A 17,408-nucleotide genomic window follows, 5' to 3' on the forward strand; every position below is an offset into this window, starting at 1 on the left:
TACCGCTTAGTATTCGCTTGTTGTAATGTTCACCCATGCCAGAAGCAGCCTCCGCACCTGCCGCGCCGGCCACCATCGGGGACAGCGAGTTCGACCGGGACACCGCGCTGACCCGTCGCGCCCCCGGCGTCTACGACATCGACCTCTCCGCCGGCTGGACGATCGTCAACGCCGTCAACGGCGGCTATCTGCTGGCGGTCCTGGGCCGCGCGCTCGCGGACGCCCTGCCGCACTCCGACCCGTTCACCGTCTCCGCGCACTACCTGACCGCCTCCCAGCCGGGCCCGGCGGTGGTGCGCACGGAGGTCGTCCGCACCGGCCGGACGCTGTCGACCGGCCAGGCGTCACTGTTCCAGTACGACGAGCAGGGCGGCGAGGTCGAGCGCATCCGCGTCCTGGCCTCCTACGGCGACCTGGGCGCCCTCCCCGACGACGTCCGCACCTCCGCCCGGCCGCCCGCGATACCGCCGATGGACCAGTGCTTCGGCCCGGAGGACGGCCCGGCGCCCCCCTCCGGCGCGTCGGCCATCGCCGACCGCCTGATGCTCAAGCTGGATCCGTCCACCCTGGGCTGGGCGCTGGGCGCCCCTTCCGGCAAGGGCGAGATGCGGGCCTGGTTCGGCCTCGCCGACGGCCGCGACGCCGACCCCCTCTCGCTGCTGCTCGCGGTGGACGCGCTGCCGCCCACCGCGTTCGAGCTCGGCCTGTCCGGCTGGGTGCCGACGGTCGAGCTGACGGTCCACGTCCGCTGCCGCCCCGCCCCCGGGCCGGTGCGGGTGGCGATCACCACCCGCAACCTGGCCGGCGGCTTCCTGGAGGAGGACGCCGAGGTCTGGGACAGCGCGGACCGGCTGGTCGCCCAGTCCCGCCAGCTTGCCCGGGTCAGACTCGGCTGAGCGGCGTCCGGCCCAGCCAGGCCGCCAGCTCGCCGTAGACGTCGGCCCCTTCGGGGGCCGGCCGCGCCGAGCCGAAGGGCGAGTCCGCGTCGCGCCGGGCGTCGGCCAGGACGCGCCGGGCGACGGAGAGCGCGAACGCGCCCACTTCCGGGTCGAGCGGGAGCGGGTGGCCGAGCGCCTCGGACAGGTCCCAGGTGTGGGTCACCAGCTCCATCGTGTACCCCGACAGGGCCGCGGCGCCCGGCACCTCGCCCCACGGCACCCGCACCGGCGCCTGCATCCGGGCGTCGTCCGCCCAGGCCCGCAGCGCGCGGGCGCGGACCTCCTCGAAAGCGTCCGCCCATCCGTCGTCGGCGACGTCGGCGGACGGGTGCACGGCGAGCCCGTCGCCGCCCTCGCCGGCCACCGCCATGCGCAGGGTGCCGCCGACGACGTGACCGAGCAGGGCACGCACGTCGTACTCGGCGCACGGCGTCGGAGCGGTCAGCTGCTCCGGCCGGACGGTCCTGATCAGCTCGGCGGCCTGTTCGGTGGCGCGGGCGTAGACGGGGCGGGGGTCGATGGCGTTCATGGCCGGCCTTTCTGTTTCTACGGTGGTTCCGGTGGTTCCGGTACTCGCGGTCGTTGCCTTCAGGTTCGCCGGATAACCTGACATCCACCGTCAACATTTGCCGCGGGTCTCGGGCGGAGGGATCCTGATCCTGTGAAGTCCGGCCGCCTGCTGTCGATCCTGCTGCTCCTGCAGACCCGCGGCCGCGTCCCCGCCCGCGAACTCGCCGGCCGGCTCGAGGTCTCGGTGCGGACCGTCTACCGCGACGTCGAGGCCCTGTCGGCGGCCGGCGTACCCGTCTACGCCGAACGCGGGCGGCACGGCGGCATCGAGCTGCTGGCCGGGTTCCGCACGGACGTCACGGGCCTGACCGCCGACGAGTCCCGCGCGCTGTTCATCCTGGCCGCGCAGGGCGCGCACGCGGCGCTCGGCCTGGACGAGGCCCTCGGCTCCGCGCTGCGCAAGGTGATGGCCGCCCTGCCCGCGCCGCACCGCCCGGCCGCGGAGGAGACCAGCCGCCGCATCCTGGTCGACGCCACCCGCTGGAAGGGCGGCCCGCGCCGGGCCGTCGACCTCCAGGTGCTGCAGGACGCGGTCTTCGCCGACCGCAGGCTCCGGCTGCGCTACCGGCACAGCGGCGAGCCGGAGTCGCGGACGTACACCGTCGACCCGTACGGCCTCGTCTCCAAGGCCGGCGTCTGGTACCTGGTCGCCGACCGGCGGGCGAGACCGCGGCTGTTCCGGGCCGATCGGGTGCGGTCGGCGGCCGTCCTCGACGATCCCGTCAGGCGACGGCCCGGCGTCGAACTGGCCGACGCCTGGGAGGTGTTGCGCCGCCAGGTCGAGGAGCGGACGGGTGGGCTCGACGTCACCGTCCGGGTCAGGCGCGAGCGCCTGGACATGTTCCTGCGCCTGAACGCCGCGCACCTGGCCGAACTCCCCGACGACGACGGCACCGGCGAGTGGGTCACCGTACGCCTGTCGTACGGCGTGGTCCGCGAGGCGCGCCAACTGCTGCCGTACGCCGACCAGGTGGAGGTTCTCTCGCCGCCCGAGGTGCGCGAGGAGCTGGCGGCCGCGGCCGCCTCCGTCACGAGGCTGTACCGGCCGGCGGCCGCGGGCGGTTCGTGAAAGGGCTGGTGGGCGGGGCGACTTGAGGACCGCTTTACCCGATCGACAGGCCGGGCACAGGGCGGCCCCAACCAGCGCCTAACTGACGTTGGTTGAGTGCCCGCCTCAGGACTTCCTCATCCTTCTCTTGGAGCTGTCCCTCATGAAGCGTGTGCGTCTCGTCCCCGCGGTCGCCCTGCTGGCGCTCTCGCCGCTGGCCCTGGTGGCCTGCGGATCGGACGGCTCGTCGTCCTCCTCCGGCAGCGGCACCTCCGCCCAGCAGTCGTGTCAGCCGCCGTCGGGCGCGCCGGGCGGCGGCCGGCCGTCGGGGATGCCGAGCGGTGTTCCGTCGGGCGCCCCGACCGGCAAGGCGACCGCCCGGCCCTCCGGGGCCCCGTCGGGAATGCCCAGCGGTGGCCCCGGTGGAGGCCAGGGCGGCCCCGGCGGGGGCCAGGGCGGCTGCGGCGGTCCCGGCGGGGGCGGCGCGATGCCCAGCGGCGCCCCGAGCCAGAGCGCGACCGAGAGCTGACCCGGCGCCGTACGGCGGGGGGGGGGGGGGGGGGGGGGGGGGGGGGGGGAACCCCCCCCCCCCCCCCCCTCCCCCCCCCTCCCCCCCCCCCCCCCCCCCCCCCCCCCCCCCCCCCCCCCCCCCCCCCCCCCCACCTCCCCCCCCCCCCCCCCCCCCCCCCCCCCCCCCCCCCCCCCCCCCCCCCCCCCCCCCCCCCCCCCCCCCCCCCCCCCCCCCCACGGAGAGCTTCCGCGGCAGTGTCGAGTCCCATCTCGACGACCTGACCGGCCAGGTCAAGCTGATCGACAAGTCCGACACCAAGCTCTCCGGACGCAGCGCCACGATCCCCGTGACCGTGCAGAACAACCTGGTGCAGGGCGTCGGGCACCTGGTGCTGCGTCTCAGCTCGACGAGCCCCACCCGCCTGCAGATCGGCGGCGACGCCTTCGACGAGCAGCCCGTCGCGGTGTCCGGCGGGCACAGCCAGACGGTGAAGTTCACCACCTCGGCCAGGGCCAACGGCCAGGCCACGGTGATCGCGCAGCTGTACACGGAGGACGGCCAGGCGTACGGCGACCCCGTCAGGTTCGAGGTCAAGGTCACCGAGTTCACGGCCACCGTGATGCTCGTCATCGGCGGCGGCTTCCTCCTGCTCGTCCTCGCCGGCTTCCGCATGTACACCCAGCGCAAGCGCGCCGCCGCCCACGAGGCCGAGGACGACGGTCCGGACGACGGTCCCGACCAGGCGGAACCGACGGCCGACGGCCCGGAGAACCCCGGAGCCCCGGAGGACCGTCTTGACAAGGAGACCGGCACCGACGCCCGGGCGGACGGCCCGGACCAGCCGAGTGACCGGACACCGGACACCGCGGCGGAAAGCACAGACCCGTCCGGCACGGGTGAGAGAGTGGACCGTTGAGGATGTCGTGGCCGGTGGGCCCGGGACGATGAGGTGGGGTAACCATGAACGCGCCGTACGACGGTGACCGCGGCCAGGCTGCGGGCAGCCCGGGTCACCCCGAGGGCCCGCCGCCCGAGCACGGCCAGGTACCGTCGCAGTCCCCCGGCGACATGTACCTCCAGGACGCCTACGACCAGGACCCCTACCGCGAGCAGGGGCTCTCCGCGCAGGACCCCGTCGCCGAGGCCCTGTACGACCGCGCCGCGCACCCTCCGCCGCCCCCGGGCACGTACGAGCCGCAGCAGCCGCTGTACTCGCAGCCGCCCAGGTCGGCGCACTCCCCCGACCCACGGGTGTGGGCGCAGACCCCGGCCCCCGAGCCGGACGGCCCCAGCCGGCACCTGCCCTTCGGCGACGATCCGCGAGCGACGCAGTACGTGGGCGTCGACGACCTGGTCACCGAGGCCGGCGAGGAGCGCCACCAGCCGGACGCCTTCGCCCATCTCTTCCGCGACCAGCAGCAGGACGGCGGGCCCCGGCTCCCGGTGGACGCCCGGGCGGTGCCGGGCCCGGCCGCGCCCCCGCGCGGGCCGGAGCCGGCCGCGGCGGTCTCGGTGCCGGCGGACGACCGGACCATGAACCTCGGCACCGCCACCGAGCCCCCCGCACCGGCTCCCGCGCCCGCCGCCAAGAAGGGCGGCCGCGCGTCGGGGCTGCTGAAGTCGAGCGCCGTGATGGCGGCGGGCACGATGGTCTCCCGCCTGACGGGCTTCATCCGCTCCGCGCTGATCGTCTCCGCCCTCGGCGTCGGCCTGCTCGGCGACACCTTCCAGGTCGCCTACCAGCTGCCCACGATGATCTACATCCTGACCGTCGGCGGCGGCCTCAACTCCGTGTTCGTGCCGCAGCTGGTGCGCGCCATGAAGGAGGACGAGGACGGCGGCGAGGCGTACGCCAACCGCCTGCTCACACTCGTGATGGTGGCGCTGGGCCTGCTCACCGCCGCGGCGGTCTTCGCCGCCCCGCTGCTGATCCGTCTGCTGTCCGACTCGGTCGCCAGCGACCCGGCGGCCAACGCCGTCGGCGTCACCTTCGTCCAGTACTTCCTGCCCTCGATCTTCTTCATGGGCATCCATGTGGTCATGGGGCAGATCCTCAACGCGCGCGGCAAGTTCGGCGCGATGATGTGGACCCCGGTCCTGAACAACATCGTCATCATCGTGACGCTCGGCGCGTTCATCTGGGTGTACGGCACCTCGGCGGACTCCGGCATGAAGGTCACGAACATCCCGCCGGAGGGCCAGCGCCTGCTCGGCATCGGCGTGCTGCTCGGCCTCGTGGTCCAGGCCCTGGCCATGATCCCGTACCTGCGCGAGACCGGCTTCCGGGTGCGTCTGCGCTTCGACTGGAAGGGCCACGGCCTCGGCAAGGCGGCCACGCTCGCCAAGTGGACGGTCCTGTTCGTCCTCGCCAACCAGGCGGGCGCCCTCGTCGTCTCCCAGCTGTCCACGGCGGCCGGCAAGGCGTCGCCGGTCGACGGCACCGGCTTCGCCGCCTACGCCAACGCCCAGCTGATCTGGGGCCTGCCGCAGGCCATCATCACCGTCTCCCTGATGGCCGCCCTGCTGCCGCGCATCTCCCGCTCGGCGGCCGAGGGCGACGCCGGCGCCGTCCGCGACGACATCTCCCAGGGCCTGCGGACGACGGCGGTCGCCATCGTGCCGGTCGCCTTCGGCTTCCTCGCGCTCGGCATCCCGATGTGCACGCTGATCTTCGGCTCCTCGGGCACCAGCGAGGCCACCAACATGGGATTCATGCTGATGGCCTTCGCCCTCGGCCTGATCCCGTACTCCGTGCAGTACGTCGTCCTGCGCGCCTTCTACGCCTACGAAGACACCCGGACGCCCTTCTACAACACGGTCATCGTCGCCGCGGTCAACGCGGGCGCCTCGGTGGCGTGCTACTTCGTGCTCCCGGCGCGCTGGGCCGTGGTCGGGATGTCGGCCTCGTACGGCCTGGCCTACGCCATCGGCGTCGGGGTCGCCTGGAACCGGCTGCGCAAGCGTCTCGGCGGCGACCTGGACGGCGCCCGCGTGCTGCGGACGTACGCGCGGCTGTGCATCGCCTCGGTGCCCGCGGCGCTGCTCAGCGGCGCGGCCTGCTACGCCATCGGCCACACGCTCGGCCAGGGCGTGGCCGGATCGTTCGCGGCGCTGCTGGCCGGCGGGGCGGTCCTGCTCGGCATCTTCTTCCTCGCGGCACGGCGGATGCGCATCGAGGAACTGAACTCACTGGTCGGCATGGTGCGCGGGCGTCTGGGCCGCTGAGGCGGGGGTACGCGCACAACCATCGTCCGCCGCTGTGTGTCGTGCATACAGGCGGACTGTGGGCACAATTGGTTTCGGCGTCGGACGGCGCGCACGGACGTCGGTCGGCGCGCATGGGATGGGGAGGCAGGAACGACGGTGGCGGAACGGAGCACGGCTGCCGTCGACGTGGCAGACAACAGCGGCGATGAGCCGCTGACCGCACAGGCGGACCAGTCCACGGCCGACGGGGTGGCCCAGAACCGGGAGTGGGACACGGACATCGACGAGGCACAGGGGAGCGGGGGGACCGACGGTCCCGGCAAGGTCTCACCGCCGGAACTGCACAGCGGTCACAAGCTGGCCAGACGGTACCGGCTGGAGGAGTGCGTCACCCGTCTGGACGGATTCAGCAGTTGGCGTGCGGTGGACGAGAAACTGCGCCGCGCCGTCGGCGTCCACATCCTGCCCGCGGACCACTCGCGGGCCCGCGCCGTCCTCGCCGCCGCCCGCTCCTCCGCGCTGCTCGGTGATCCCCGCTTCGTCCAGGTGCTGGACGCCGTCGAGGAGAACGACCTCGTCTACGTCGTGCACGAGTGGCTGCCCGACGCCGTCGAACTGACCACGCTGCTCGCCTCCGGCCCGCTGGAGCCGCACGACGCGTACCAGATGGTCAGCCAGATCGCCTCCGCCATGGCCGCCGCGCACCGCGAGGGCCTCGCCCATCTCCGCCTGAATCCCAACGCGGTCCTGCGCACCTCCAGCGGCCAGTGGCGCATCCGCGGCCTCGCCGTGAACGCCGCGCTGCGGGGTATCAGTTCGGAGAGCCCGCAGCGCGCCGACACCGAGGCCGTCGGCGCGCTTCTGTATGCGGCGCTCACCCAGCGCTGGCCGTACGAGAGCGACGCCTACGGCCTGTCGGGGCTGCCCAAGGACGTCGGACTGATCGCGCCCGACCAGGTGCGGGCCGGCGTCCACCGCGGCCTGTCCGAACTGGCCATGCGCGCGCTCGTCAACGACGGCGCGACCGCCTCCCGTCACGAGTCGCCGTGCACCACGCCGGAGGAACTGGTGAAGGCGATCGGCGAGATGCCGCGCATCCGCCCGCCGGAGCCGGCCTTCACCGCGCCGCCGGATTACCAGCGCACCACGTATCAGCAGGGTTCGTACGGCCGCACGGCGCCGCACCCCGGCGTCACCCAGCCGGTGCCGGCCCCGCCCGCCCCGCTGCAGAGCCGCACCGGCAAGGCGCTGAAGTGGGCCGTCTCGGCCCTCCTCATCGCCGCTCTGGGCCTGGGCAGCTGGCAGCTCGCGGACGCCCTGATGGACCACGGCGACAAGTCCGACGACACGAACAAGACCCAGACGACGGACGGCAACGACAAGAACAGCGGCAAGACGAAGCCGCTCAAGCCGATCGCCATCGGGAACGCACAGGAGTACGTGGCTGCGGGCGAGGCCCAGCACCCTGCCGACGTCACCAAGACCTACGACGGCGACACGTCCACCGGATGGCGTACCAACAGCTTCAAGGACGGCCCGAAGATAGTGATCAAGCCGGGCGTCGGCATCGTCTATGACCTCGGTTCCGACCACAAGGTGGCGACCGCGACGCTATCGCTCCGGTACGGCGGCGATCACACAACGGTGCAGCTGTACGCGACGAACTCCTTGACCTCGTCCACTCCGCTGAGCTCGATGACCAAGCTCGGCTCGGTCACGACGACCGGCACCTCGGCGAGCGTGACGGTCGCCAAGCCGGCGAAGAGCCGATACGTGCTGGTCTGGCTCACGGCCATGCCGTACTCCGGTGCCGATTCCGCCAACTTCAGCGACGCCGGCTACAAGCAGGCCATCACCGAAGTGAAGTTCACCGGCTGAGAAGTACGTGCAGGGGGAGGGGGGCCGATGGCAGATGGAACCGCGTACGGCGGCGCTGACGATCAGGACCTCCTCGCCCGGCACGTGGCGGGCGATCCCGACGCCTTCGGTGAGCTGGTGAGGCGTCACCGGGACCGTCTGTGGGCCGTGGCGCTGCGGACGCTCGGCGACCGTGAGGAAGCCGCCGACGCCGTTCAGGACGCCCTCGTCTCCGCCTATCGGGCCGCCCACACCTTCCGCGGGCAGTCGGCCGTCACGACCTGGCTGCACCGGATCACGGTGAACGCCTGCCTCGACCGCGCCCGCAAGGCCGCCTCACGCAAGACGTCTCCCGTCGACGACCCCGAGCGGCTGGAGCAGTTGCTGGAGCCTCATGAGGAGGCGTCCGCCCCGGCGGAACGCAACGATCTCCACCGCCAGCTGCTGGAAGCGCTCGGCACTCTGTCACCCGACCAGCGTGCCGCGCTCGTCCTCGTCGACATGCAGGGTTATCCGGTCGCCGAGGCCGCCCGCATGCTCGACGTCCCCACCGGCACGGTGAAGAGCCGCTGCGCGCGAGGCAGGGCGAGACTCCTGCCCCTGCTCACCCATCTGCGGCCGGGAAGCGCCGACGACGGCGACGGACACGGACACGAACACAGACAGGAGCGGAACCGGACGCCCGGGGCATCCGTCCCATCCGCAGCGGGACCGCCGACCGGTGTCCGCGACGCGGGGCCGGACGCCGAGCCGAGTGATTCAGCTGCTGTGAAGGGCGGAGGTGGGCGAGCGTGACATTCACGCAGGACAGTGCCGGGCACCCGGACATCGCCGAGATCTCCGACCTCGCCGAAGGACTCCTCCCGCCGGCCAGGACCACGGACGTGCGGCGGCATCTGGACGACTGTGAGCTGTGTGCCGACGTCTACGCGTCGCTGGAGGAGATCCGGGGGCTGCTCGGCTCCCTCCCCGGCCCGCCCTCCATGCCCGCGGACGTCGCCGGGCGTATCGACGCGGCCCTGGCGGCCGAGGCTCTGCTGAGCGCGACGACGCCCGGCATCTCAGCCCCCCAGCAGCAGGCGACCGGCTCCGGCTCACCGTCCGGCGCGGACGACGGCACGCATGTTTCACGTGAAACATCGCCCACGGCCGACCGCCCCACGCGCCGCGCCCGCCTCTCGACCACCGGCCCGGGCCGCAAGGACCGCATGGACCGCAAGCGGAGCGGTCGTCGCAGGGCCGCCGTCCTCGGCACGGTCTTCGCGGTCGCCGCTCTGGGACTCGGTTCGGTCCTCGTCGCGACGCTGGACAGCGACACGTCGCCCGGTACACAGGCCGACAGCCGGCAGACCACCGCAGCGGACACCTTCTCCCAGAGCAAGCTGGAGAAGCACGTCTCCGATCTCCTCGCGAAGAACCAGGGCTCGGACACCGGCTCCAGCGCCCCGCACAGCCGCGGAGTGCAGGGTGAGCCGAGTATCGCGTCGCCCAGGCTCCTCCGGACGCCCGCCGTCCCGGACTGCGTCCAGAAGGGCATCGGCCGCACCGACCCGGCGCTCGCCGCCGAGGAAGGCACCTACAAGGGCGGTGACGCCCTGCTCGTGGTGCTGCCCGACTCGTCCGACAGCACGAAGGTGACCGCGTACATCGTGGACTCGACGTGTGTGACCCACCGGTCGTCCGCCCCGGCCGACGTTCTGCTGGAGCGGTCCTACACACGGTCGTCCGGCTGACGCCTCGTCTCCCGCCCGCGTGGTACCCGCGGTGCATGGTTCCGTGTGCCCGGACACAGCGGGAATGCGCGCCCCTTAGGATCCGTTGGGTGGGGTGAGAGCGAGCCAGCGGCTCTCCCACCTGTCCGACGACGCAGTCCAGAGACGAGGAAACAAGCCGTGAGCGACGTCCGTAACGTGATCATCATCGGCTCCGGGCCCGCCGGCTACACGGCGGCGCTCTACACCGCGCGCGCGTCGCTGAAGCCGCTGGTGTTCGAGGGCGCCGTCACCGCCGGTGGCGCACTGATGAACACCACCGAGGTGGAGAACTTCCCCGGCTTCCGGGACGGCATCATGGGCCCCGAGCTCATGGACAACATGCGCGCCCAGGCCGAGCGCTTCGGCGCCGAACTCGTCCCCGACGACGTCGTCTCCGTCGACCTCACCGGTGAGATCAAGACCGTCACGGACACCTCCGGAACCGTGCACCGGGCGAAGGCCGTCATCGTCACCACCGGCTCGCAGCACCGCAAGCTCGGCCTGCCGAACGAGGACGCGCTCTCCGGACGCGGCGTCTCCTGGTGTGCCACCTGTGACGGGTTCTTCTTCAAGGAGCAGGACATCGCCGTGATCGGCGGTGGCGACACCGCGATGGAGGAGGCCACCTTCCTCTCGCGCTTCGCCAAGTCCGTGACGATCGTCCACCGCCGGGACACCCTGCGCGCCTCCAAGGCGATGCAGGAGCGCGCCTTCGCCGACCCGAAGATCAAGTTCGTGTGGGACAGCGAGGTCGCCGAGATCCACGGCGACCCGAAGCTCGCGAGCCTGAAGCTGCGCAACGTCAAGACGGGCGAGCTGTCCGACCTGGCGGTCACCGGCCTGTTCATCGCGATCGGCCACGACCCGCGCACCGAACTCTTCAAGGGCCAGCTCGACCTGGACGAGGAGGGCTACCTCAAGGTCGCCGCCCCCTCGACCCACACCAACCTGTCCGGTGTCTTCGGCGCCGGCGACGTGGTCGACCACACCTACCGGCAGGCGATCACCGCCGCCGGCACGGGTTGCTCCGCCGCCCTCGACGCCGAGCGTTACCTCGCCGCCCTCGCGGACGAGGAGAAGGCCGAGCCCGAGAAGACCTCTGTCTGACCCCTGTCCGCCCCACGCACCAACCGATTAAGGAGCCCGCCGTGGCCGGCACCCTGAAGAACGTGACCGACGACTCCTTCGACGAGGACGTCCTCAAGAGCGACAAGCCCGTCCTGGTGGACTTCTGGGCCGCCTGGTGCGGTCCGTGCCGCCAGATCGCGCCGTCCCTCGAGGCGATCGCCGCCGAATACGGCGACAAGATCGAGATCGTCAAGCTCAACATCGACGAGAACCCGGAGACGGCCGCCAAGTACGGCGTCATGTCCATCCCGACGCTGAACGTCTACGAGAACGGCGAGGTCGCCAAGACCATCGTCGGCGCCAAGCCGAAGGCCGCGATCGTCCGCGACCTCGAGGACTTCATCGCCGACTAGTCGGTAGCGCAGCCGAACGGTCGGCGGCGCATGTTTCACGTGAAACACGAATGGGCCAGCCCGTCCGGGCCGGCCCATTCGCATATCCGTGGCCGCGCGTCACAGGGGGCGGAGCGCCGGTTCCTTCTGTACGGCTCCCAGAAGCCGGTCCAGGGCCATCTCCACGTCTTCCTTCCAGGAGAGCGTCGTGCGGAGCTCCAGCCGCATCCGTGGATAGGCGGGATGTTGCCTGACCGTCTTGAAGCCCACCGCCAGAAGATGGTCGGCCGGCAGCACGCAGGCAGCTTCCTTCCAGCGGGCGTCGCCGAACGCCTCGATCGCCTTGAAGCCCCGTCGCAGAAGGTCCTTGGCGACCGTCTGCACCATCACGCGTCCCAGACCCTGCCCCTGATAGCCCGGCAGGATGAAGCCCGTCATCAACTGCACCGCATCCGGCGAGACGGGGCTCGTGGGAAACGCCGTGGAGCGGGGGACATAAGCGGGAGGGGCGTAGAGCACGAAGCCCACCGGTACGTCATCGACGTACACCACCCGGCCGCACGATCCCCAGTCCAGGAGTACGGCCGAGATCCACGACTCCTTCTCCAGCGCGGCCGTGCCTGCCCTTACCGCTGCTTCGCCGCTGACTGGGTCCAACTCCCAGAAGACACACGAGCGGCAGCGCTGGGGAAGGTCCTGAAGGTTGTCCAGCGTGAGCGGTACGAGCCGACGCCCCATGAAGGCTGTTCCTCGCTTCCTTCGCCCGCCGCGTCACGGGCGGCTGTCAAAGCACTCCGTGGATACGCCATACCCGAACGCATCGTATCCATGATGCGATTGTGCCGATACCGACCGAAAGCAAAGAACAGGCCGTGTTCCGGTACACACCGGACACGGCCCGCCCCTTTGGCCGGCCGGTCGGGCCCATCGGGCCGACCGCCGGCTCAGCCCTCGTTCTCCTCTTCGTCCTCCGCGAGGCTGGCCTGGAGGGCCAGCTTCTCTCCCGGAGCGAACGTGCCGAGGATCCGCTCCAGGTCCTCCGGGGAGGCGAACTCGACGGTGATCTTGCCCTTCTTCTGGCCCAGTTCGACCTTCACGCGCGTCTCGAACCGGTCCGAGAGCCGCGTCGCCAGGTCGGTCAGTGCCGGAGAGACGCGGGAGCCTGCCCGCGGGCCCTTGGGGCGCCGAGCCGCCTGCGGGCGCGATCCCATCAGGGTCACGATCTCCTCGACGGCCCGCACCGACAGCCCCTCGGCCACGACCCGGTAGGCCAGCCGCTCCTGCTCCTCCGGGTCCTCCACGGACAGCAGCGCCCGTGCGTGTCCGGCGGACAGCACACCGGCTGCCACCCGGTTCTGGACCTTGGGCGAGAGCTTCAACAGGCGGAGCGTGTTGGAGACCTGCGGACGGGACCGGCCGATGCGGTCCGCCAGCTGGTCGTGCGTGCAGTTGAAGTCCTTCAGCAACTGGTCGTAGGCGGCGGCCTCTTCCAGCGGGTTCAACTGCGCACGGTGCAGGTTCTCCAGGAGCGCGTCCAGCAGCAGCTTCTCGTCGTCCGTGGCCCGCACGATCGCCGGGATCGCCTCCAGGCCCGCCTCACGGCAGGCCCGCCAGCGCCGCTCGCCCATGATGAGCTCGTAGCGGCCGGGACCCAACTGACGGACTACGACCGGCTGGAGGAGGCCGACCTCCTTGATGGAGGTGACGAGTTCGTGCAGCGCGTCCTCGTCGAAGACCTCACGCGGCTGACGCGGGTTCGGGCTGATGGAGTCGAGAGGGATCTCCGCGAAGTGAGCGCCGACGGGCGGTGCGGGCCGCTCCGTGGTGCCGCCGGCCGACGGCTCCTCGGTTTCACGTGAAACAGGCGGCAGCGTGGCCACCTTCGCCGCGGCGATCCCGCGGTCGGTCGTCAGCACCGGAACAGCCGCCGGAGCAGGAGAACCGGCACCCCCCGCCGCCGTCGGAAGCGGCGTCTTCTCCGTCGGGGCAGCAGGGATCAGTGCGCCGAGACCACGGCCCAAACCCCTCCGTCGCTCACTCACTGAATCCCCTCCACCATGTTCGGATCACTCTGAGCACCGATATGGGCCTGCGTCGCGTCGTAGCTGACGCCGACACCCTTCAGCGCGATTTCTCGTGCCGCCTCAAGATAGGACAGGGCACCGCTGGACCCCGGATCGTAGGTCAGCACGGTCTGTCCATAACTCGGCGCCTCGGAGATGCGGACCGAGCGCGGGATGCTCGTCCGCAGCACCTCGTCGCCGAAGTGGCTGCGCACCTCCTCCGCGACCTGGGACGCGAGCCGCGTCCGGCCGTCGTACATGGTGAGCAGAATCGTCGATACGTGCAGTGTGGGGTTGAGGTGCCCCCGGACCAGGTCGACGTTGCGCAGCAGCTGCCCCAGACCCTCCAGCGCGTAGTACTCGCACTGGATAGGGATGAGGACTTCCTGCCCGGCGACCAGGGCGTTGACCGTCAGCAGGCCGAGCGACGGCGGGCAGTCGATCAGGATGTAGTCCAGCGGCTGCTCATACGCCTGGATCGCCCGCAGCAGCCGGCTCTCGCGGGCCACCAGCGACACCAGCTCGATCTCCGCACCGGCGAGATCGATCGTGGCTGGAGCACAGAAGAGACCCTCGACGTCCGGGACGGGCTGGACGACCTCCGCGAGCGGCTTGCTCTCGATAAGGACGTCGTAGATGGACGGGACGTCGGCGTGATGGTCGATCCCCAGCGCCGTGGAGGCGTTGCCCTGCGGGTCGAGGTCGATCACCAGCACACGGGCACCGTGCAGCGCCAGGGAAGCGGCAAGATTGACGGTCGTCGTGGTCTTGCCCACGCCGCCCTTCTGATTGGCGACCACCATGACTCGGGTCTGCTCAGGCCGCGGCAGGCCCTCGCCGGCGCGGCCCAGAGCCTCCACCGCCAGTTGGGCAGCACGACCGATCGGAGTGTCGTCCATCGGAGGCGGCGTTTCACGTGAAACATCCTCCCCCCTCGACTCGCTACGGGGACCGGGGACCGGATCGGTCATCGGTCCCGCGATGTTGGCGTCGGACCGCAAGGATTCACTCTCCTCGACTTCAGGCTCGCAATGAACAGAGCCTCCCATGCCTGCGGGGTCACGAACCAGTGAGGCCTTGTCTTCTGTGGAGAAATCCACCTCTGTGGACAACTCCGTGCCCCCCGAGGAGGACGCCGGGCCGTGGAAATCCGGTGCCTCGTCGAGTGAACCGAGAGGCTTTCGATCGCGGGGCTCGGCCGCGGCGCGACCGCGGCTGATGATGCCGTGGAGCAGTGAGCGACGTTTCACGTGAAACACGATGCACAGCGGCTCGGGCCCCATCCGGGCGACACTCCGACACGCACGGGTTGCGCAGCTTGTGTGGAGTACGGCGGAACGTCAGCAACGCTCAGCGACGCCGGCGCGCACGTCCGGTCCGCGCCGCCTTCGCACGCTTCGCCGCGAAGCGCACGCCGCCGGGGCTCTCCCCGACCTCCACCCGCACCACCGTGGACATCGGATCCACGATGCCCTCGCCGACATGCAGGATGGACGTCTCCACCGCACCCAGCTTGCTCAGCGCCGCCGCGGCCGCCTTCAGCTCCTCCTCAGCGGTGTCGCCCTTGAGCGCGAGCATCTCCCCGTAGGGACGCAGCAGCGGAATGCCCCAGGTGGCCAGACGGTCCAGCGGGGCGACCGCTCGTGCCGTCACCACATGGACCGGCGTCAGCTTCCCCATGACCTCCTCGGCGCGCCCCCGCATCACCGTCACATGGTCCAGCCCGAGCAGCTCCACCACCTCGGTGAGGAAGTTCGTCCGCCGCAGCAGAGGCTCCAGCAGGGTGATCTTCAGGTCCTCCCGGACCAGCGCCAGGGGGATGCCGGGCAGGCCGGCGCCCGAGCCGACGTCGCACACGGTGACACCCTCGGGAACCACCTCCGAGAGCACCGCGCAGTTCAGCAGGTGCCGCTCCCACAGCCGGGGCACCTCGCGGGGACCGATAAGGCCACGCTGCACACCCGTCTCAGCGAGCAGCTCCGCGTACCGGACCGCATCCGCGAACCGATCGCCGAACACTTCGCGCGCCTGCTCGGGCGCAGGGGGAAGCTCCGCTGCCTCCGTCACGGGGACCGTCCTTCCGTACCGCATCAGCGCACCGGGCGCCGACCACCAGAACTATCAGGCTGACAAAGACCGGCCCCGCCTGCGCTACAGACGGGGCCGGAGGAACGTGGGGACCGATCAGGCGGGAAGCACGACGACGAAGCGCTGCGGCTCCTCGCCTTCGGACTCGCTGCGCAGGCCCGCGGCCTTGACCGCGTCGTGCACGACCTTGCGCTCGAACGGCGTCATGGGCTTCAGCTTCACCGGCTCGCCGGTACTCCTGACCTCGGCGGCGGCCTTCGCGCCCAGCTCGGACAGCTCGGCGCGCTTCTTGGCCCGGTAGCCCGCGATGTCCAGCATCAGCCGGCTGCGGTCCCCGGTCTCCCGGTGCACCGCCAGGCGCGTGAGCTCCTGGAGCGCCTCCAGCACCTCACCGTCACGGCCGACCAGCTTCTGCAGATCGCGGCTGCCCGTGTCGCTGATGATCGAGACAGCGGCGCGGTCGGCCTCGACATCCATGTCGATGTCGCCGTCGAGATCGGCGATGTCCAGCAGACCCTCGAGGTAGTCCGCCGCGATCTCGCCCTCCTGCTCCAGGCGGGTCAGGGTGTCTGCACCCTCGGCAGCGGCGGAGGTGGTGCCTTCCGTCACGGGATGGACTCCTTCTTACTTCTTGGACGGGGACTTGGGCCGCTGCGGGCCCTTGCGCTGTCCGGACTGGGCCTTGCTGCGGGTACCGCTGCCGGGCTTTGCGGCGCCCTTCTCGGCAGCGGCGGGCTTGGCGTCCTCGGGCTCCTCGGACTTGCTCAGCGACGTCTTCGGCTCGGACTCGCCGACCGCCTTGACGCTGCCGGACTGGCGCTGGGCCTTCGTCTGACGCTTGGGCTGCTGGCGCTTCACGGCGGCGGCACCGCCGCCCGTCGTCGGCGTATCGCCGTCCTGCACCTCTACGGCGACGGCGCCCTCGCTCTTGACCACGGTGCCGTCGGCCTGCGCCGCCAGACCCGCCTTGCTCAGGCCGTTGATGAACTTGCGCTCGAACTCGTTGCGGTCCCGGCCCTTGGCCACGATCGCCTTGACGATGGTGCGCTCGCTGCGCCGGCGGACCTTGCCGTGGTGCGTGACGTGCTTGGTCAGGCGCTCCAGGTAGGCGGCCTGGGCCTTCGAACCCGGGGTCGGGTTGTTGTGGATCACGTACATCTGCTGGCCCATGGTCCACACGTTGGTGGTCAGCCAGTAGACGAGAACACCGACCGGGAAGTTGATACCGAAGACGGCGAACATGACCGGGAAGACGTACATCAGCATCTTCTGCTGCTGCATGAACGGCGTCTTCACCGTGGTGTCGACGTTCTTCGTCATCAGCTGGCGCTGCGTGTAGAACTGCGACGCCGACATCATCACGATCATGATCGCGGTTACCACGCGGACATCGGCCAGCGAGGCGCCGAGCTGGGCGACCTTCTCGGCGCTGTCCGTGAACTTCGCGGCCAGCGGGGCACCGAAGATGTGCGCCTTACGGGCGCTGGCGAGCAGCGGCTCGTTGATGACGCCGATCGTCTTGCCCGTCGCGATGCCGTTGAGCACGTGGTACAGGGCGAAGAAGAACGGGGACTGCGCGAGGATGGGAAGGCACGAGGAGAGCGGGTTGGTACCCGTCTCCTTGTACAGCTTCATCATCTCTTCGGACTGGCGCTGCTTGTCGTTCTTGTAGCGCTCCTGGATCTTCTTCATCTCGGGCTGGAGCGTCTGCATCGCCCGAGTCGCCTTGATCTGCTTCACGAAGAGCGGGATCAGGCAGATGCGGATCAGGATCACCAGAGACACGATCGACAGGCCCCAGGCCCACCCGGTGTCGGCGCCGAAGATCGCGCCGTACACCTTGTGGAACTGGACGATGACCCAGGAGACAGGTGTCGTGATGAAGCTGAAAAGGCTGGCAATCGTGTCCACT

Annotated in this window: 16 protein-coding genes and 1 pseudogene; 10 read left to right on the forward strand and 7 right to left on the reverse strand. The window is 70.9% G+C overall.

All coding sequences use genetic code 11. The features are described 5' to 3' along the window. The first annotated feature begins 35 nt into the window (after positions 1–35). Complete coding sequence (locus ACZ5GT_RS00165; protein ID WP_469011838.1) at positions 36–896, forward strand: thioesterase family protein; 861 nt, start codon at positions 36–38, stop codon at positions 894–896. Here the strand turns inward: ACZ5GT_RS00165 and ACZ5GT_RS00170 are convergent. After that, positions 883–1,467 carry a TIGR03086 family metal-binding protein gene (locus ACZ5GT_RS00170; RefSeq protein WP_469011840.1) on the reverse strand — a complete coding sequence of 195 codons (585 nt, stop codon included), beginning with the start codon at positions 1,465–1,467 and terminating at the stop codon, positions 883–885. The genes ACZ5GT_RS00165 and ACZ5GT_RS00170 overlap by 14 nt on opposite strands. A gap of 132 nt (positions 1,468–1,599) precedes the next feature. On the opposite strand from ACZ5GT_RS00170, the gene ACZ5GT_RS00175 reads away from it, so the two are divergent. The 9 genes and pseudogenes from ACZ5GT_RS00175 (at position 1,600) to trxA (ending at position 11,366) form a co-directional block, all read left to right on the forward strand. Then, positions 1,600–2,577 carry a helix-turn-helix transcriptional regulator gene (locus ACZ5GT_RS00175; RefSeq protein ID WP_469011842.1) on the forward strand — a complete coding sequence of 326 codons (978 nt, stop codon included), beginning with the start codon at positions 1,600–1,602 and terminating at the stop codon, positions 2,575–2,577. 142 nt (positions 2,578–2,719) lie between these two features. Next, a complete protein-coding gene (locus ACZ5GT_RS00180; protein ID WP_469011844.1) occupies positions 2,720–3,085 on the forward strand; it encodes a hypothetical protein in 366 nt (121 codons plus the stop codon). Between the two features lie 223 nt (positions 3,086–3,308). After that, positions 3,309–3,983: pseudogene (locus ACZ5GT_RS00185) on the forward strand (DUF6049 family protein); the annotation flags it as partial. Between the two features lie 44 nt (positions 3,984–4,027). Further along, complete coding sequence (gene murJ / locus ACZ5GT_RS00190; RefSeq protein WP_469011846.1) at positions 4,028–6,292, forward strand: murein biosynthesis integral membrane protein MurJ; 2,265 nt, start codon at positions 4,028–4,030, stop codon at positions 6,290–6,292. 138 nt (positions 6,293–6,430) lie between these two features. After that, positions 6,431–8,152: a protein kinase family protein gene (locus tag ACZ5GT_RS00195; protein ID WP_469011847.1), complete on the forward strand. Its 1,722-nt coding sequence runs from the start codon at positions 6,431–6,433 to the stop codon at positions 8,150–8,152. Positions 8,153–8,179: 27 nt separating this feature from the next. Further along, complete coding sequence (sigM, locus tag ACZ5GT_RS00200) at positions 8,180–8,926, forward strand: RNA polymerase sigma factor SigM (RefSeq protein ID WP_469011849.1); 747 nt, start codon at positions 8,180–8,182, stop codon at positions 8,924–8,926. Further along, positions 8,923–9,864, forward strand: a complete 942-nt coding sequence (locus tag ACZ5GT_RS00205) for an anti-sigma factor family protein (RefSeq protein WP_469011851.1) — start codon at positions 8,923–8,925, stop codon at positions 9,862–9,864. The genes sigM and ACZ5GT_RS00205 overlap by 4 nt, the downstream gene beginning before the upstream one ends. Before the next feature lie 159 nt (positions 9,865–10,023). Next, entirely contained in the window at positions 10,024–10,992 is a 969-nt protein-coding gene (gene trxB, locus ACZ5GT_RS00210) for a thioredoxin-disulfide reductase (RefSeq protein WP_469011854.1), read from the forward strand. 41 nt (positions 10,993–11,033) lie between these two features. After that, positions 11,034–11,366 (forward strand): thioredoxin, encoded by a 333-nt coding sequence (trxA, locus tag ACZ5GT_RS00215; protein ID WP_360753887.1) that lies wholly within the window; start codon positions 11,034–11,036, stop codon positions 11,364–11,366. 99 nt (positions 11,367–11,465) lie between these two features. Here the strand turns inward: trxA and ACZ5GT_RS00220 are convergent, their stop codons facing one another. The 6 genes from ACZ5GT_RS00220 to yidC form a co-directional block, all read right to left on the reverse strand. After that, positions 11,466–12,083 (reverse strand): GNAT family N-acetyltransferase, encoded by a 618-nt coding sequence (locus ACZ5GT_RS00220; RefSeq protein ID WP_469011855.1) that lies wholly within the window; start codon positions 12,081–12,083, stop codon positions 11,466–11,468. A 206-nt stretch (positions 12,084–12,289) separates the two neighbouring features. Further along, positions 12,290–13,387, reverse strand: coding sequence for a ParB/RepB/Spo0J family partition protein (locus tag ACZ5GT_RS00225; RefSeq protein ID WP_469011856.1), 1,098 nt, complete (start codon positions 13,385–13,387; stop codon positions 12,290–12,292). Next, positions 13,384–14,457, reverse strand: coding sequence for a ParA family protein (locus ACZ5GT_RS00230; protein ID WP_324790245.1), 1,074 nt, complete (start codon positions 14,455–14,457; stop codon positions 13,384–13,386). Before ACZ5GT_RS00230 ends, ACZ5GT_RS00225 begins: the two co-directional genes overlap by 4 nt. Before the next feature lie 301 nt (positions 14,458–14,758). Then, a complete protein-coding gene (gene rsmG / locus ACZ5GT_RS00235) occupies positions 14,759–15,475 on the reverse strand; it encodes a 16S rRNA (guanine(527)-N(7))-methyltransferase RsmG (protein WP_351886043.1) in 717 nt (238 codons plus the stop codon). Between the two features lie 117 nt (positions 15,476–15,592). Continuing rightward, positions 15,593–16,105, reverse strand: a complete 513-nt coding sequence (locus ACZ5GT_RS00240; protein ID WP_360753896.1) for a Jag family protein — start codon at positions 16,103–16,105, stop codon at positions 15,593–15,595. A gap of 15 nt (positions 16,106–16,120) precedes the next feature. Next, positions 16,121–17,407 (reverse strand): membrane protein insertase YidC, encoded by a 1,287-nt coding sequence (gene yidC, locus ACZ5GT_RS00245; RefSeq protein ID WP_469011859.1) that lies wholly within the window; start codon positions 17,405–17,407, stop codon positions 16,121–16,123. Position 17,408 lies beyond the last annotated feature (1 nt).

The sequence above is a fragment of the Streptomyces sp. NPDC031340 genome (genome assembly GCF_055569945.1).

Coding starts and splice junctions, on each gene's coding strand:
- ACZ5GT_RS00165 (WP_469011838.1), top strand. CDS start 36: ATGCCAGAAGCAGCCTCCGCACCTGCCGCGCCGGCCACCATCGGGGAC.
- ACZ5GT_RS00170 (WP_469011840.1), bottom strand. CDS start 1,467: ATGAACGCCATCGACCCCCGCCCCGTCTACGCCCGCGCCACCGAACAG.
- ACZ5GT_RS00180 (WP_469011844.1), top strand. CDS start 2,720: ATGAAGCGTGTGCGTCTCGTCCCCGCGGTCGCCCTGCTGGCGCTCTCG.
- murJ (WP_469011846.1), top strand. CDS start 4,028: ATGAACGCGCCGTACGACGGTGACCGCGGCCAGGCTGCGGGCAGCCCG.
- sigM (WP_469011849.1), top strand. CDS start 8,180: ATGGCAGATGGAACCGCGTACGGCGGCGCTGACGATCAGGACCTCCTC.
- ACZ5GT_RS00220 (WP_469011855.1), bottom strand. CDS start 12,083: ATGGGGCGTCGGCTCGTACCGCTCACGCTGGACAACCTTCAGGACCTT.
- ACZ5GT_RS00230 (WP_324790245.1), bottom strand. CDS start 14,457: ATGGGAGGCTCTGTTCATTGCGAGCCTGAAGTCGAGGAGAGTGAATCC.